This is a genomic window from Nocardia sp. NPDC057272 (genome assembly GCF_042668615.1).
Lineage (GTDB): Bacteria > Actinomycetota > Actinomycetes > Mycobacteriales > Mycobacteriaceae > Nocardia.
In genome coordinates, this window is the sequence record NZ_JBHUYK010000008.1 from 165,851 (window position 1) to 180,983 (window position 15,133).

The 15,133-nt window shown below is 66.3% G+C and carries 16 protein-coding genes and 1 pseudogene; 5 read left to right on the forward strand and 12 right to left on the reverse strand.

The genetic code is table 11. The features are described from left to right. Positions 1–92: 92 nt before the first annotated feature. Positions 93–947: an NAD(P)-dependent oxidoreductase gene (locus tag ACFULV_RS14560; RefSeq protein WP_378656628.1), complete on the reverse strand. Its 855-nt coding sequence runs from the start codon at positions 945–947 to the stop codon at positions 93–95. Positions 948–1,020: 73 nt separating this feature from the next. On the opposite strand from ACFULV_RS14560, the gene ACFULV_RS14565 reads away from it, so the two are divergent. Beyond that, positions 1,021–1,422, forward strand: a complete 402-nt coding sequence (locus ACFULV_RS14565) for a MerR family transcriptional regulator (protein ID WP_378656631.1) — start codon at positions 1,021–1,023, stop codon at positions 1,420–1,422. A 49-nt stretch (positions 1,423–1,471) separates the two neighbouring features. On the opposite strand, the gene ACFULV_RS14570 is transcribed toward ACFULV_RS14565, so the two are convergent. The 5 genes and pseudogenes from ACFULV_RS14570 to ACFULV_RS14590 all read right to left on the reverse strand — a co-directional run. Beyond that, positions 1,472–1,852 (reverse strand): VOC family protein, encoded by a 381-nt coding sequence (locus tag ACFULV_RS14570; RefSeq protein ID WP_378656634.1) that lies wholly within the window; start codon positions 1,850–1,852, stop codon positions 1,472–1,474. Between the two features lie 152 nt (positions 1,853–2,004). After that, on the reverse strand, positions 2,005–2,493 hold the full coding sequence (locus ACFULV_RS14575) for an SMI1/KNR4 family protein (protein ID WP_378656637.1): 489 nt from the start codon (positions 2,491–2,493) through the stop codon (positions 2,005–2,007). 20 nt (positions 2,494–2,513) lie between these two features. Further along, positions 2,514–4,781: a toxin glutamine deamidase domain-containing protein gene (locus ACFULV_RS14580; RefSeq protein WP_378656721.1), complete on the reverse strand. Its 2,268-nt coding sequence runs from the start codon at positions 4,779–4,781 to the stop codon at positions 2,514–2,516. 368 nt (positions 4,782–5,149) lie between these two features. Continuing rightward, positions 5,150–5,677, reverse strand: coding sequence for a hypothetical protein (locus tag ACFULV_RS14585; protein WP_378656727.1), 528 nt, complete (start codon positions 5,675–5,677; stop codon positions 5,150–5,152). Between the two features lie 100 nt (positions 5,678–5,777). After that, positions 5,778–6,329: pseudogene (locus ACFULV_RS14590) on the reverse strand (toxin glutamine deamidase domain-containing protein); the annotation flags it as partial. On the opposite strand from ACFULV_RS14590, the gene ACFULV_RS14595 reads away from it, so the two are divergent. The 4 genes from ACFULV_RS14595 (at position 6,216) to ACFULV_RS14610 (ending at position 8,633) form a co-directional block, all read left to right on the forward strand. Then, positions 6,216–6,641 carry a hypothetical protein gene (locus ACFULV_RS14595; RefSeq protein WP_378656730.1) on the forward strand — a complete coding sequence of 142 codons (426 nt, stop codon included), beginning with the start codon at positions 6,216–6,218 and terminating at the stop codon, positions 6,639–6,641. The pseudogene ACFULV_RS14590 and the gene ACFULV_RS14595 sit on opposite strands and share 114 nt — an antisense overlap. A 211-nt stretch (positions 6,642–6,852) precedes the next feature. After that, on the forward strand, positions 6,853–7,308 hold the full coding sequence (locus ACFULV_RS14600) for a hypothetical protein (protein ID WP_378656639.1): 456 nt from the start codon (positions 6,853–6,855) through the stop codon (positions 7,306–7,308). A gap of 327 nt (positions 7,309–7,635) precedes the next feature. Further along, positions 7,636–8,136 carry a hypothetical protein gene (locus tag ACFULV_RS14605; RefSeq protein WP_378656641.1) on the forward strand — a complete coding sequence of 167 codons (501 nt, stop codon included), beginning with the start codon at positions 7,636–7,638 and terminating at the stop codon, positions 8,134–8,136. A gap of 92 nt (positions 8,137–8,228) precedes the next feature. After that, positions 8,229–8,633 carry a hypothetical protein gene (locus tag ACFULV_RS14610; protein ID WP_378656643.1) on the forward strand — a complete coding sequence of 135 codons (405 nt, stop codon included), beginning with the start codon at positions 8,229–8,231 and terminating at the stop codon, positions 8,631–8,633. Positions 8,634–9,154: 521 nt separating this feature from the next. On the opposite strand, the gene ACFULV_RS14615 is transcribed toward ACFULV_RS14610, so the two are convergent. The 6 genes from ACFULV_RS14615 to ACFULV_RS14640 all read right to left on the reverse strand — a co-directional run bounded on the left by ACFULV_RS14615 (position 9,155) and on the right by ACFULV_RS14640 (position 15,102). Beyond that, complete coding sequence (locus tag ACFULV_RS14615; protein ID WP_378656646.1) at positions 9,155–9,475, reverse strand: hypothetical protein; 321 nt, start codon at positions 9,473–9,475, stop codon at positions 9,155–9,157. Then, a complete protein-coding gene (locus tag ACFULV_RS14620; RefSeq protein WP_378632231.1) occupies positions 9,472–9,987 on the reverse strand; it encodes a YbaB/EbfC family DNA-binding protein in 516 nt (171 codons plus the stop codon). Before ACFULV_RS14620 ends, ACFULV_RS14615 begins: the two co-directional genes overlap by 4 nt. An 88-nt stretch (positions 9,988–10,075) precedes the next feature. Further along, positions 10,076–11,425, reverse strand: coding sequence for a SagB family peptide dehydrogenase (locus tag ACFULV_RS14625; protein ID WP_378656649.1), 1,350 nt, complete (start codon positions 11,423–11,425; stop codon positions 10,076–10,078). A gap of 39 nt (positions 11,426–11,464) precedes the next feature. Further along, positions 11,465–12,442 carry an ABC transporter substrate-binding protein gene (locus tag ACFULV_RS14630; protein WP_378656651.1) on the reverse strand — a complete coding sequence of 326 codons (978 nt, stop codon included), beginning with the start codon at positions 12,440–12,442 and terminating at the stop codon, positions 11,465–11,467. An 81-nt stretch (positions 12,443–12,523) separates the two neighbouring features. Beyond that, positions 12,524–14,560: a M13 family metallopeptidase gene (locus tag ACFULV_RS14635; protein ID WP_378656654.1), complete on the reverse strand. Its 2,037-nt coding sequence runs from the start codon at positions 14,558–14,560 to the stop codon at positions 12,524–12,526. A 98-nt stretch (positions 14,561–14,658) separates the two neighbouring features. Further along, complete coding sequence (locus ACFULV_RS14640; protein ID WP_378656656.1) at positions 14,659–15,102, reverse strand: hypothetical protein; 444 nt, start codon at positions 15,100–15,102, stop codon at positions 14,659–14,661. Positions 15,103–15,133 lie beyond the last annotated feature (31 nt).

Here is a 15,133-nt window from a genome sequence, read left to right on the forward strand (position 1 = left end):
ACCGAGGCTGGGCGATGCCGGTGCTGCGTGGCCGCATCGTCGTTTCCGGCACGCGGAGTCAGCCGGGCTACCTCTCGCGCACGCGGTGCGCGTCAGTCGGTGCGCGGCTTGGCGAACTCTTCGATCAGCACGGGATACTGTTCACCGCCGTGACCTGCGGCGATAGAGCGGTCTGCCATGGTCTTGAACAGCTTCGGGAGCTCGGCGTTGACGCCGAGCGCCTCGCACTCCTCGATCAGGTGCGCCATCGTTCGCGCGTCGGTCTCCAGGGCCGCCACCGTGGCGGGATAGGAACCGCTGTCGATCTGCTCGGCGTAGCCGGGCAGCCAGGTGGCCACCCCGGCCGCCATCATCTGCGCGAACGGGGCGAACGTCGCGGCGTCGACACCGGCGGTTCGGAGCAGGGCGGTGCCCTGGAGCCACGCGTTGAGGACGCTCCACATCATGGTCAGACCCGCCACGTCGTACAGGGCGGCCAGGCCGTGGTCGGCGCCCAGATAGGTGACGGTGCCGAGTGCCTCGAGGGTTTTCCGGTGTGCGTCGAAGTCGGCCTGTGGACCGCTGTGCAGAACTACCGCGTCGGGAGTTCCGATCGCCTGCGGGATGGCCATGATCGCGCCGTCGAGGTAGCGGGCGCCGCGCTGTTCGAACCAGCGGGCCGTTTCGCGGGCCTGGGCGGAGTCGCCCGAGGTGAGGTTGAGCAGGGTCGTGCCGTCGACATCGCTCGCGGCGAACAGATCGCGCACGGCCGGGTAGTCGGTGACGCAGACGATCGTGATCGTGCTCGCCCGCAGGGCGGCACCGATGGTCGGCGCGAGTCGCGCACCCTCGGCCACCAGCCGGTCGGCCTTGGCGGGCGTCCGATTCCAGACGGTGGTGGGATGCCCGGCCGCGAGGAGCGCGCCGGCGAGCGATCGACCCATGAGGCCGAGTCCGATGACAGTCACAGGTGTTTCGGTTGCGTTGTGCATGGCAGCATCATCAACGTTGATACCGGTATGAAGGTCAAGTGAGGTTGCGATGCGAATCGGCGAACTGAGTACCCGCACGGGCGTCAATGCCCACCAACTGCGCTACTACGAAGCCCAGGGCCTGATGGTCGCCGAACGCAGTCCGAACGGCTACCGCGAATACGACGACACCGCCCCGCTACGCGTGAAACAGATCCGCCACCTGCTCGGCGCCGGCCTGTCCTCCGAAGACATCGCCTACCTCCTACCCTGCGCGGAAGGCGAAACCCCCACTCTCCCCGCCTGCCCAGACCTGCTGTCCGCCATGCGAACCCGCCTCCACCGCCTCGACGACCAAATCGACCGCCTCACACAATCCCGCGAAGCCCTGGCCGTCTACATCGCCGCCGCCGAACGCACCACCGGCGACACCTACCCACCCTTCGACGGATCCGACCCGATCCCCGCCTGAGCGATGGCCGTCGGCCGGAGCCGGTCGGTAGACCCGAACGCCGGGTGGCTCAGGCTGTCCCCACTCGCCGCCGCAACAGGCAGAATTCGTTACCCTCGGGGTCGGCCAGCACATGCCAGGTTTCGGCGCCGGTCTGTCCGATGTCGACCTTGCGGGCGCCCGCGGCGAGCAGACGTTGAAGTTCTTCGTCCTGATCGCGGTCGGTCGCGTTCACATCGAGGTGCATCGGCAATTTCCCCCGCCTGGGGTCGGTGCTCAGGCTGAACAGCAGAGTGGGCTGCGGTCCGCCGAATTCGGTTCCCGGCGCGCCGATCTGGACGTCACCCTCGTCCCGGTCGAGCACGACATAGCCGAGCACTTCGCACCAGAAGCCCGCCAGCAGTTCCGGGTCGGCGCAATCGATGACGAGTTCGGTGATCTTGCAAGCCATGAACGCGACCCTACGCCCGCACCCGACCCCTCACGCCTGGTGAACACCAGCCTTGGGCCAGACCCCATCGGCCCGATGCCCCCGTATCGCCATCCCAGCCACCCGCACCCGCGGAAATCGACGCCTGGAGTTCGGCATCGATCCGGTTCATCTCAGTTACCATGCATCCGATTTCTCAGCTCGATTGCCCGGGGGAGCTCCTCGGCGAGAATGTTGATCCAAGCGGTGAAACGGGCAGTGCTTTTTCGGAGAGGTCTGTCGCCGGTATAGATCCAGAAATATGGGTCAGGATCTTCCAGGTCCTCCTGGCGAAAAAAGTTGAACATGTAGCCCTGGTGGGTTTGGAAAATGAACGACTCGGCAAACGGTGTGAAATCTTCGTGGTAGTCGTCCTCGACAATTTCGCGGGCAATTTCCTTTCCTTCGAGCAGCCAGTCGAAGTCCCACTCGCCACCACGGTTGAGCCAGTACGGATCGCGGCCGCCGAATAACAAGAATTCCCTATAGGATTCGGGTATGTGCGATACGTGTTGAGCCTCCATCAGGGAATCAACCTCTTGCGGGGTGCATCCTTTGATGGCTTCGGGGGCGACGAGACCGGATTCCGTCAGCGGTCGGGCAATATCTTGTATGTACGTCATAGTGTATTCCTTCGCGCGAGTTACAGTGTCGGTCTATCGCGACGCAGCGGGGGGTACGGGAGGACATAGTACACTTCTACTTCGATGTTCGGATACATCCTCTGAAATGCGCGAATTGTCGGATTGCATGATTGGCAGGGCTCTTGTTCGGAGAAAAGTCGGACGCGGCCCGATACCTGATTTTGATTGTTCTCATCCAGCGGGTACTGCTCGCTGAGCTGTGAATGGAGATGCTCGAGCAGGTTGTTTTCCGCATCATTCCTTCGAATCTCGTCCTCGCTGATATCGGGAACGATCGAATTGTTCTGCGAGGGGGGAGCTATCGGTGGAAGTTGCGTGCCGGCCGCTGCGTTCCTGGACACGTCGGCAGTGCCGCTGAATCCGGCGAATGTTCCGGTCTGCTCTCCGACCGTGAAATCCAGCGCACCGCCCATCGTCTTCCATCCGACGTTCGCGGCGCGCCTGGCCAGCCTTTGGAGCTCGACCAGATCGGACACCTCGGCTGCCGCGGCATCCACCATGCTGAACCTGGGCTCGCGTTCGAGGTCATCGTCTGAACGACCCGTGTCGGGGTCTCCCGCATCCGGTCGAAGAACACCGGTAGGGGTATCGTCGAGCCCTCGCTGATCCGATGCGGTCGGACTGACTAGTCCTCGATCGTCCCGTCCGTCGGCCAACTCTGTTGCCTGCGGTTGAGCCACTGGGCTTTCGAGATCACCAGTGAGTCCATGGGTCCGCGTCGATCCCTTTTCAGGGTTTGTTTGTTGAACGTCAGCTGGTACGTCTCGGTTTGTTCCGGCGGATTGATCAACGACGTCACGGTCACTTGGTAGGTGATCGTTTCGCTGTTCTCCGTCAGTCGATGGAACGCCGCCCGTCGGCGTTTGGGATAGATCTGACGCCCGTTCACCGGCTGACCGGTCTCGATCGCCTGGTCGTACGTCTCGCCGATCGTCCACGGGTGCAGGCTGGGGTGCACTGTCACTACCCCGGTCTGTTTGTCCAGGACGTAGCTCGTCTGGCCGAGTCCCTGGCCCGCTGCTTTCTGTTCCGGGCTCAGCTCCGGTCGGCACACCCACCCGTGGTTGAACTCGATCACCGAGAAGGTCTGGGTTGGAAACGCTTCCGCTAGGAATTCCCGCACTTGTTCCTTGGTGACCAGCGGTGGAACCGGCATTGGCTACTCCTTGGGTATCGACGGGCATCGACCAGAGTTCGACCGACCCGCTGGTCAGGTTGTGCGGTGGCGTGTCCGAGTATTCGGATGTCTGCGGATCCCACCACACCGGACCCGCAGCGCCGTGCGGATAGACGATGACGGTCGCGTGGGAACCGTCGATCGTGGGCGAACCGTCCGACTCGTACAGCAGTTCACCAGTCTTTTCGTCTCGCGCGTGCCAGGTGTTGACGACCAGCGCTGACGCTCCTGGACCCATGCTGCGAATCTGGTCGTGCAGCGCCTGGAACTGAGCCGAGACCGCAAGGTTGCTGTCACCGAGCTGCCACGAACCGCCCAACCAGGCGGTTGCTCGATCGATCCCGCTTTGCTCGCCTGACCGGGTGTCGAGGTTCCCGTTGGCGTCGAGGTCGGGCCAGCGCGGTGAACCGACTTCGGGCCTGCCGTTGAACGATGACAATGCGGCCAGAGATCCGTCGAGGCAGTTGTTGCTCCTGCCCTGAACGCTCGGCCCGCCATCGTTGATCAGGCGCCCGTAGTCGTTGGTCCGCGGGTCGGCGCCGACCAAGAACCGGTTGCCATCTCGCAGAGCATCTTCCACGTCGTGCTGGTACTCGGCGTGTTCGAGGCTGTCGAGCCGCTCGGGTCCCTCGACACGGGTATCCGGGAGACCGTCGAGAGCTGCCGGTGTATTGGCGCGAGCGATGCTGTTGCTCAATTCGCGGATGTCGTCCACATCCAGGTCGGTGCCGCCGGGAGGCAGTCCGAGCTGTTCTCGCAGCAGCTCGGTGAGGGTGTCGAGGTCGGCGTCGACAGGCGTGCTGTGGGGGTTGGACGGATCGAGATCGATGGTCATGTCAGCCGCTGCAGGGTCGCTGACCGGGACCAGGTCGACCATCATCCAGTCGCCGGACAGGAGTTGCTCGCCTCGGTTGAAGTGCAGGTCGACGGCGAGTTGGGCCTGCTCCAGGAGCGCTTGGACGACCGCCGGATCGAGGTTGCCGGTTACACGGACGCCGACTCGGAGCACCGACACCGGCGCCGCGAAAGCGGTGGTGAATCTGCCCCAGGTGAAGCTGCGTCCACCCTGTGGGTTGGCGACCTGGCGCACTCCTCCGTCAGGATGCTGGGAACGCAGGTTCTCGCGCGCTGCGCGTGACTGATTGGCGTTGTCTACTTGCTGTGGTGTCGGGGTTGATTGCGCCGGCGTAGACGACTGGTGAGCAGCGGGCGTTGTGCTGTTGACAGGTGCTGGTGAGGTACCCGGAGTCGTGGGTGGTGTGGTGGTCGACGGAGGCAGCGAAGTCGGGGTCTGGCCGGCGGGCTGGGGTCCCGGAGTCTGATTGACCGATGACTGTGACGTCGGCGCCGTGGTGCCGTCTGTCGCTTGGGGTGCGGTTCCTCGAGTAGTTGGCGCTCCATCGCTGGGTGAGGCCGGGGGTTCGGTCGCCGCAGGGGTGGAATCGCTCGGTGGATCGCCTACTGCTCGATCGTTCCCTCCGCGGGCCACGTCCCCGTGTTCCGGCTCTGCTCGTACGCCCATGACGTCGCTACTGCCGAGACTCGGTCCGTGGGCCGATGGCGTATCGGATTCTTGGTGATCTCGACTTCCTGAGTCATCCCTGGATCGTCCGGGCTCTCCAAGAAGGTCAGGTGTACTCGGTACACGATCGTGTTCTGGTCCTCGAACCGACGAGTCAGGTGAATTCGGCGCTGTTTCGGATGGATCTGGTAGCCCTGGGGTGGCAGGCCCGCTTCCGTCGTCGCGTCGAATTCCTCCGCGATCACCGGCATCGCCATGCTCGAGTGCGCCGTGATCACCCCCGTATGTTTGTTGATCACGTAGTTCCCCAAGCCCGTTCCCCTCTGGGCGTCCTCCTCCGGCGACAGCATCGGCTGGCATACCCAGCCGTGCTTGCTCTCCAGGATGCTGTACTCCTGGCTCGGACCGAACACTTGGGCCAGCAAATGTCTGGCCTGTTCCCGGGTGGGTACTGGTTCCGCCATGGGGCGATCCTCCGTTTGCGTCGATGGGTATGCACTCCAACGCCGCTGAGTCGTTGGTCAGGTATGCCGGTGGAGCATCGAACGTTTGCCCGGACTGCGGATCCCACCACACCGGTCCTGTCGCTCCCGGCGGGAAGACGATCACTGTCGCATGACCGCCGCGGAACACCGGTGAGCCGTCGTTGTTGTAGAGCTTGTTGCCGTTCTGATCGCGCGCATGCCACCTGGTCCCGACCATGGCCGCGGAACCAGGACCGAGTCCGGCGATGTAGTTGTGCAACGCCTGGTACTGGTCCGGAATCGGCATTCCAGAATATGACGCCCAGTTCGCGCCCAGGCAGGCTGCGGCACGACTGCGACCGTTCCATTCTCCTGACACGTTGTCCAGCTGCCCATTCGGCAATTGGTCGGGCCACCGGGGCGCGGACACGCGAGGGAGGCCGAAGAACGACGACAAGGCGGAGAGCGAGCAGTCGAGGCAGTTGTTGCCGCGGCCCGGGACAGTACGCCCGCCATCGTTGGTCAACTGTCCGTACGGATGGGTGCGTGGGTCCGCGCCTTGGATGAAGCCGTTGCCCGCGCGAAGCGAGTCTTCGATCCGAGTCTGGTGCAGGGGATCCTCGACGTCGGCGAGTTCGCGATGATCGATCACCCGGGAATCGGCGGGATCAGCGATTCGCGACGGTGTATTCGCGCGGGCGATGTCGTTGCTGATTTCGCGAAGATCGTTCGGGCTGAGGGGCTGTCCGGTCGGCGCTGGGAACAGCCCCATGTGGTCACGGAGCGTGTTGGCGATGCCGGCAGGCCGACTGGGATCCAGGGCCGTATCGGCGGCCGCGGCGTCGGTCGTGAACTCCACATCGACCAGGAATCGGTCACCGCTGAGCAAGGGACTGCCGTTGTTGAAGGTCGCGTCAACGGTCGCCTGGATTGCCTCCATCGCCAGGCTCAGGTCGTTGGGTGACATCAAGTGGGCGTTGGGGATGTGGGCGCGGATTGTGGCGACGGCTACCCACCGGTTGCCGCCCAGGTGGAAGCGGCGGATTCGGTAGGCCGGTGGATGCTGGACGAACGGGCTCCGATTCGCGTCGACCGCGGTGGTACGTCCATCCTGAGATGGCACGCCGCGCAGCGACTCACGGAGTTCGCGAGCCTGACTCGTAGGTGGCCGGCTCGTGTTGTTCGGTGTGCTCGGGTTGCTCGTCGGTGTCGAGTTGTGCCCGAACGGGTGGTGGGTGTTCGGTGCGGTCGGCGGGGTGGGGTTGGTGCCGAGTTGCTGCTGGGTCGGCGAAGACGGCTGGTGTGGGAGCGGCGCGCTGGCGGCGTTCGGGGTGTTCGACGGCGTTGTAGTCGGTGGGGGCGTGGGTCGCGGGGTTCCGGTGGTTGCCGGGGGTGTTGTGGTCGATTGGGGCGATGACGGTGCTGACGGTGGGATTTGGCTGATCGGGGGCGTCGACGTGGACGTCGGTGTGGCAGTGGGTGGCGGGGTCGATGTGGTGGGTGTTGTTGTGGGGTTTGTGGTTTGGGGAGCTGTCGCGGTGGTGGCGGTCGCTGTCGATGTGTCTGTGGCGGACGGACGGGTGGTGTCGGCTGGGGTGTGGGCGGGGTTGTTCGGAGGGGTTGTCGGTTGAGAGGTTGTGGAGAGTGGCGAACCGGTAGTTGCGGCGGGGGTCGAAGTCGGTGATTGCTGTGGGGCCGACTCCTGTGTGGTGGGTGTCGATGTGGTCGGTTGTTGGGTGGTCGAATCCGGCGTGTTGGTGGGGGCTGGTGTCGTGGGTTGGGGATTCGCCGGTGATGTGGGGGTGGTGTCGGCTCGCGCGTTGTCGCTCGGAGTCGGGTTCTGTTGTCCAGTAGCGGTATTCGGGGCCGTATCGGTGGGGACGTTCGGCTGGGTCGAGGAATCCTGGTTCGGGAGGTCCAGCGAGGAGCCGGTGGGGTTGGGCGCTGGGGTGTCGCCTGTGGGCGATGTGTTCGTGGGGTTGTTCGAGGGCGAGGTGTCGCCGGTAGACGGTGTTTCGTTGGGGGCGTTGCTGTTCGGGGCCGATGGCGAATCGCCGGTCGGGGGTGTCGCGGTGGGGGTGTTGCTGCTCGGGTTCGATGGTGTGGTGTCGCCGGTCGGTGGGGTCGGGTTGGACCCGTTGCCGTTCGGGCTGGACGGTGTCGTGTCGCCGGGGGAGGGGGATCCGTTGGACGAGGGTGCGGTTTGCCCGGCGTCGGTGGATCCGTTGTTGTTCGGGTTCGACGGTGTGGAGTCGCCAGTAGGCGAAGTCTCGTTCGCGCCATTGCCGTTGGGGCTCGAAGGCGTGGATTCTCCCGAGGTGTTGGGCGAACCGTTTTGTGGGGTTGCGCCGTCCCCGGTGGGAGCGGTGGATGCTGGGTTCGTCGACCCGCCGGTGTCGCCGTTGTTCGGAGTCGCCGGCGCGTTCGGGCCGGTGTTGTCGGATGCGTTCGGGCTCTGATCACCGGAGGGGGTATCGGTCCCTGCGGGCGTGGTGGAACCGGGAACGTCGGTGCCCAGATCGGGAACGGTGGGGGCCGTGCTGTTTCCACCGTGGCTGCTGGATTCCAGCGCGCTCTGGACGCCGCCCGCTCCAGCACTGGTGAAGGTGTCGACGCCTACATCCAGCTTGAATTCCTGGCCGAGGAAGGCCGCACCGACTCCTGCGGTGGCGACCTGGGCGGAGAGGTCGGCGCCCAGTTCGGTGACGGTGCCGCCGACGACCTTGCCCGCGAGTTTGCCCGTGGTAGAGGACGCGACATCGCCGAGCGCGCCGGTGCCGCCGCCGAGCAGGCCGCCTGCCGCGCCGCCGACCGCGCCGCCGAAAGTGGCCAGGCCCAGATCGGTCCAGCCGAATTTGTCGGTGGAGCGGTCGCCCTTGGCTACCTGGATCAGCCGCGCGCCGAGATCGGTGCCGCCTTCCTCGAGTGCTTCGAACGCGGCGCCGCGCAGCGCTAACCGGGCGGCTGCCTTGGCGGCGCCGCGGGTGAGCATGCGGGCGATGAGCTGCTTGATCGCCACCCGCACCGCGACTTGAGCGGCCACCCGGGCGGCCACACCGGCGACGGCGCCGACACCTGTCCACGAGGTCGCGATCGCCGCACCGATCTCCACCGCGGCGATGACCATCGTCGCGATGATCACCAGTTTGGTGTGCTCGATATCGTTGGCGCCGTCTTCGAGTAGTTCGGCCTGTTTCGCACACCACTTGCGAACAGCGGTGAAGGTCGCTTCGTCGCCCGACAGCAGCTTGTCGCGGTAAGCGGTGATGGCGGTGTGGGTTTCGCCTTCGGACAGCGCCGTCAGGGCGGCGTTCAGTGCGAGGGCGGCGTTGTCGTCGACCGTGTCGAGGGTGTTGGCCATGGCGGTCCACCCGTCGGCGACCCGGCGCATCGCCGTTTCGTCACCTTCTGGCCAATCACCCGCGCCGAGAATGTACTTGGCCACCCAGGCGAGCTCGTCGGGGATCTCGATGCCCACTACAGCGACCCCGTGGCCTTGTCGATCTCACCGGCGCGCGTCGTGTCCTGGGTCTGTAGTGCTTCGGCGACCTTGACCATGTTCTCGCCGAGTTGGGTCATCACCGTCGCCAGGCCGGTCACCGCCTTCTGGCCGGGCTCGACGCCGGGGGTGTAGTTCTTGGCGAAGGACTGGCCGATCTCGTCGCTGCCCCAGCACTCACCCTCCGCCGCGATCACGGCCGCCAGCTTCTGGGCGCCGGTGGTGATCGTGTCGGCGACCGAGGTGAACGACGGCTGAGTGCCGCGCAGCGCTTGCGGGTCGGCTTTCAGCGAGCTCATCGGAGGTATCCGCGGTTGCGGAAGTATTCGCCTTCTTCGTCGTCGGTGTCATCGACGAGGCTGTGAGGTGAGTCGGTGACCGGTTCGGGGGCCGGGGGCGGTGGCGGGGTCAGCTGGGCGATGAGGTCTTTCATGCTGGGGGCGCCCGGGATCAGGTCGGGGAGGTCCGGCATATTCGCGCTCAGGTCCGACAAGGGGGCGAGGGCTTGCTGCTGGGTCTGGGCCGCTTGGGCGGCCACCTCGGCGATCGCCTCGGTGACCGATCGGCCGAGGGACGCCGGGGTCGACCGTTTGAAGGCGTCCGGCTCGAGGTGGACCTCCGAGATCCCCGCGATGGTCCCCGAGGCGCGGACCAGCCCGTCCGCTGACCAGGCGGTCACGAGCTGGGTGGCCTGGGACCGGGCGTCGAGCAGGGCCGACTTCTCAGCGGTGAAGGTATCCAGCATCGAATCGATCTGCGCACGCAAAGCGTTGTTCGACGCCTGTGTCGGCGCCGACCAGTCCTCGTTCATGAGACCCTCGATCTGTCGGAATGCACGTCATATGCTTGGACGCGCGAGACCCGTCGAGGGTTGCATGGTGTGACGCAGATCTCTACCGCTAGCGGGCCGGTGAGCCCACGATGATGCTGCCCACGTTGCACTCTTCGAGCTCGTCGAGGCCGGTGGCCGCGGCGAAAGCGGAGGTGTCGCTGAAGCCCTGGGCGACGACGCCGAGGTGCATGGCGGTGGCGGCCAGGTAGACGGTCTGCATGAGGACGCCGACGTGTTTGAGGATGTTGGCGTAGGCGACCTGTTCGTAGCTCCACATGACGCGGCCCGCACGGGCCGAAACCAGCAGCAGGACTTGCGGTTGCGCGCCGCCCGCCAGGGTCGCCGAGGTGGATTTGAGAAGCTTCTGGACGGCGGGGGCGTCGGCGGGCGCGACCGGGCGCAGGGCGTGGTCGGCCGAATCGTAGTGGTACATGCCGTTTTCCAGGCCCGCGACATTGCGCACCACGGGGTAGATCTCGAGTTCGTAGGCGCCGCCGCCGGAGGGATAAGGGCGGGAGCCGTCCTCGCGGGTGCGGGCGGTGCGGAACAGCAATTCGCCCAGCTGCACCGAGGTGATGGGGGCGGCGTCGTCGAAGGCGCGGGTGGAGACCCGGTCTTCGATGGTGGCGGCCAGACTCGGATCGGACACGCGCAGCGACACCAGATCCGGCGCCGCCAAGGCGACCGGCTCGCCGTCGAACGACGCGCGGCGCAGAGGCAATTCGGGGAACTGGCCGTCGGCCCAGCGGGTGGGGCCGAAATCGTCCCAGGTCACCGTCCGGGCACCGAGGGTGCTGCGGCGGTGGAACCACAGGTCGGGGGTGTTCCAGGAGCGAGTGGTGAACTCGCGCTCTTCCTCGTCGCCGTCGACCAGGAAGCCGCACCACTGCAGGTCGGCCATGAACTGGGTCTTCACGGTGGCGGCCACCGGTGAATCGGCGGCGAGGGGGCCGTCGAGCAGGGCGAGCAGGCGCGGGTCGTGGATGCGCAGGTCGCACCACGCCTGCGGGTGTTCGAGGACGAAGCCCTGGTTGTCGCGGTGCAGGACAGCGAATTTCGACAGGGTCGCCGACCAGGTGGGCAGGGCCACCGTGGGGCGCGGCGCGGGGTCGGCGAAGGGGCGGATGCTGTAGAGGTCGCGGCCGCCGTCGCGGACCGTCACCGAGAGCCAGCCGCCGTCGGTGAGCTTGCGCATCAGGGCGGTGATGTCGTCGCCGGCTGCCGCGGTCGCCATTTCCGCCGCGGTCGCCGGGCCCTGGTTCAGGGTTTTCAGCGCTTGCAGCGCCCCCGCGCCCAGACCGGTCAGCTTCTCGTTGCGCGGCGGGTTGAGCAGCACCGCGCCGACGGGAGTCGTCAGGCAGGTGACGCCCGCGCGCAGGGCGAATCGGGTCTGGGCGGGGTAAGCGGAGGCGAGCACGGTGAAATCCTCGGGGGTAGAACCGGTCTGGGGCAGAGCCTATTTCGCGGCGGCGGCGAACGCGGGCTCGAGCTTGTCCAGCATGTACGGCACCGACAGTGCGCTGGGCTGGTTGATCGCGCTGATCTCCTGCGTGGTCAGGAACACGACCGAACCCTTGCGCACCGACGGCAGATCGGCGTAACCCGGCAGCTGCCGGTACTTCTCGTCGAGGCCGGGGGAGTAGCCGGCCAGCAGCAGGTCGGCGCTGAGTTCGTCGACCTTCTCCGGCGACAGCGCCAGGCGGCCCTGATTGGCGGGCAGCGCGGTGAGGTTGGCCGGGATGCCCATGCCGAGTGCGGTGAACACCTTGGCCGAACCGTCGTTGGGGTCGGTCAGCACCATCAGCTGCGCGGGGCTCGCCAGCCAGGTGCTGGCGAAGGTCTTGCCCTTCAGGCCGGGGTTGGCGGTCGCGATGGCGGCGACCTTGTCGTCGACCTTCTTGATCACCGCGCCCGCGTCGGACTCCTTGTGCAGCACCTTGCCCAGTGCGGTGACCTGGTCCTGCCACGGGGTGACGGCGTCCTTGGTCAGCGCGGGCAGGGTGGGGGCGACTTTGGACAGGTCGTCGTAGGTCTTCTGATCGGCGATGAACGGGTCGGCCAGGATCAGGTCCGGCTCGAGCGCCGCGACCTGCTCGGCGATATTGCCGGTGGTGTTGAGGGCGGTGGCCGTCTTCAGGGACTCCGGCGTCCACGGCGGGGTGCTCTTGGACACCGCGGAGACGTTGTCGATGTAACCGACGGGGACCACGCCGAGGGCGAGGGAGCTGTCGAGCCACTGGTTGCCCAGGGCGACGATCTTCTTCGGGGTGCCGGGGACGGTGGTCTCGCCGCGGGCGTGGGTGATGGTCACCGCTTCGCCCGAGGCGGCCTCGTCCTCGCTGGAACCGCAGGCCACGACACCGAAGGCGAGGGCACCGGCGAGCGCGGCCACCGCCGCGCGCCGCCAGCCGCGCGAAGTCCGAACAGTCGTCATGGGTACACCCTCCGTAGAGCAAGTTCCAGCGTAAGTCAGCCTAGGCTAACCTACGTCGCTTTTCGGCGGGAAGCTGTGCCCTTACAGCGTGACGCGCTGGTCCTGTGGCATGAACAGCTTGTCGCCCTCCTTCACTTCGAAGGTGGTGTAGAACTCGCCGATATTGCAAACCACCTGGTTGCAGCGGAACTCGTTGGGAGAGTGGGTGTCCTGCAACCCCTGCAGCGTCGCTTCCTCGGTCTGCTTGTCGCGCCACTGCCGCGCCCACGACAGGAACATCGTGCGGAAATCGGGCTGCTCGCCGGAGCGCTGGGCCACCTTCTGGTAGGCGGCCAGCGCGATCTGCAGGCCACGCAGGTCGGCCAGGTTCTCGCCGACGGTCAGCGCGCCGTTCACGTGCTGACCCTCGGGCGCGCCCTCGGGAACGAGCACGTCGTACTGGGCGATGATCTGCTGGGTCTTGGCGTCGAACGCCGCGAGATCCTCGGGCGTCCACCAGTCGCGACGGTTGCCGTCGCCGTCGTACTTGGAGCCCTGGTCGTCGAAGCCGTGCCCGATCTCGTGGCCGATTGTGGAACCCACCGCGCCGTAGTTGACCGCGGCCTGGGCGTCCTTGTCGAAGAACGGGGGCTGCAGGTAGGCGGCCGGGAAGACGATCTGGTTGGTGGTCGGGCTGTAGTAGGCATTCACCGTCTGCGGCGACATGCTCCACTCCATCTTGTCCACCTCGGTGCCGAGGCGGGCGAACGCGCGCTTGGACTCGAACGTGTTGATGGCCAACAAGGATTCGATCAGCTTGCCGCGGGTGACATGCACCGACGAGTAGTCGACCCACTTGTCGGGGTAGCCGATCTGGGCGACGATCTTGTCCAGCTTGGCGATCGAGGCGTCGCGGGTCGGCTGGGTCATCCAGCTCGAATTGGTGAAGTTGTCGCGGTAGGCGGCGGTGAGGTCGGCGACCATCTCCAACGCGCGTTCCTTGGCTGCGGGCGGGAAGTGCTTGTCCACGTACAGCTTTCCCAGCGGTTCGCCGAGATTGTCGTCGACCACACCCACCGCGGAGCGCCACATCTCCGGCTTCTCCTCGATACCGCTGAGCACCCGGCCGACGAACTCGAAGCGCGCGTCGGCGATGGCCTTGGGCAGGAAGCGCGCGTAGTTGTTGGCGACATGCAGCTTGAGGTAGTCGCCCCACTGGGCGATATCGACCTCGCCCCACAGCTGCGCGGCCGCGGTGACGAAGGACGGCTGGCCGACCACCATCTTGTCGAACAGCGACTTGGGCCGGTCGGTCATGCCCGCCAGCCACGGATCCCAATCGAACTGCGGGCCGAGCGCGGTCAGTTCCTGCCAGCTCATCAGGTTGTAGGTGGCATCGGTGTTGCGCAGGCGCACGCTGTCCCAGTGCCCGGCGGCGATGCGCTTCTCCAGATCGACCGTCCGCTGCGCCACCCCGGCCGGGTCGGGCAGGCCGAGGCCCGCGGCCAGTTGTTCGAGGTAGATCTGATAGCCCGCGAGCTGGGCGGCGAACTCGGGCTTGCGGTAGTACTGCTCGCCCAGGGTGAGCCCGGACTGGCCGACGCTGGGGATATAGGCCTTGGAGTTCTTGCGGTCGATCCCGATGCCCATCCCGATCAGCCCGGCGATGGGCGCCTCGGCCATCACCTTCGCCAGCTCCGGCTTGCCCGCGGCCTTGTCGATCGCGGCGAACAGGCTGTTGAGCGGCGTGATGCCGAGTCGCTCGATCTCGTCGAGGTCCAGGCGCGCGTCGTAGAGATCCTTGATCTGCTGGGCCTCCGAGCCGTGCTTCGGATCCTTGATGCCCTCGATGATCGCGCGCAGCTGATCCAGGGTCCGGTCGTTGGCGTCGGTGATCGCGCCGACCGAGGCCTTGTCGGGCGGGAGCTGGTAATCGCGCAGCCAGGCGCCGTTGACGTGGCGGTACAGATCATCCTGCGGGCGGATGGTTGGGTCGCCGCCGCCCAGGTCGACGCCCGTGAGCTGGACTTCGGTGGGTTCGGGCGAGCACGACGCCAGCGCGGCGGCCACGGGCACCAGGCCCATGGCGATCAGGAATGCGCGGCGGTCGACCACCGACGGACGACCGGACGATGTCACAGGACTTCCTTCCCCGATGCGGCAGCCGCACCCTGCTTGTTGCGATCCAGCTAGCTCGCACAGGCTACCGGCGCGACGCCGTCTCGGTCGGGTGGTGGCTAGGAAGACAGGCTCGAGCTGCCTGTCGCCAGGTCGCAGGCGAGTCCGCTGCCCGCGTTCAGGATTCGCATGACCGTCGGCACGCGCTTGGTCACCAGCGGTGTGCCGGTGGCGTGCAGCAGCAGTGACAGCTGCACCTCGACCTCGGTTTCGACGTGGTAGAACGCCGTGGCCTTGGCGACGGTGACGCCCGCGACGTTCACCTCGAGGTCGACGGTGTCGCTGGCGAAGAACTTGCCGTTGGCGAGGAAGTCGACCTGTGCGCCGACATAGTTGTCGAGGCCGACGACGTCGATCTTGGAGGTGCAGCCGACGGTGAGCGTGTCGGTGAGCATGTCGATGACGGGGCCCGCGCTCGCGTGCGGTGCCACCATGGTGACGACGGCGGCGAACGCGGCGGCCGTGGTCGCGAGCCGGTGCTTCATCGGCAGGGTGATGTTCATGGCGGGACGTTAGCAACGGGTCGTGCGCGAC

Bases quoted from the DNA above. Each gene is read 5' to 3' on its own strand.
- ACFULV_RS14615 (WP_378656646.1), bottom strand. From the start codon at position 9,475: ATGAGCTCGCTGAAAGCCGACCCGCAAGCGCTGCGCGGCACTCAGCCG.
- ACFULV_RS14595 (WP_378656730.1), top strand. From the start codon at position 6,216: ATGGGTGCGTGGGTCCGCGCCTTGGATGAAGCCGTTGCCCGCGCGAAG.
- ACFULV_RS14565 (WP_378656631.1), top strand. From the start codon at position 1,021: ATGCGAATCGGCGAACTGAGTACCCGCACGGGCGTCAATGCCCACCAA.
- ACFULV_RS14640 (WP_378656656.1), bottom strand. From the start codon at position 15,102: ATGAACATCACCCTGCCGATGAAGCACCGGCTCGCGACCACGGCCGCC.
- ACFULV_RS14570 (WP_378656634.1), bottom strand. From the start codon at position 1,852: ATGGCTTGCAAGATCACCGAACTCGTCATCGATTGCGCCGACCCGGAA.
- ACFULV_RS14585 (WP_378656727.1), bottom strand. From the start codon at position 5,677: ATGGCGGAACCAGTACCCACCCGGGAACAGGCCAGACATTTGCTGGCC.
- ACFULV_RS14620 (WP_378632231.1), bottom strand. From the start codon at position 9,987: ATGAACGAGGACTGGTCGGCGCCGACACAGGCGTCGAACAACGCTTTG.
- ACFULV_RS14575 (WP_378656637.1), bottom strand. From the start codon at position 2,493: ATGACGTACATACAAGATATTGCCCGACCGCTGACGGAATCCGGTCTC.
- ACFULV_RS14630 (WP_378656651.1), bottom strand. From the start codon at position 12,442: ATGACGACTGTTCGGACTTCGCGCGGCTGGCGGCGCGCGGCGGTGGCC.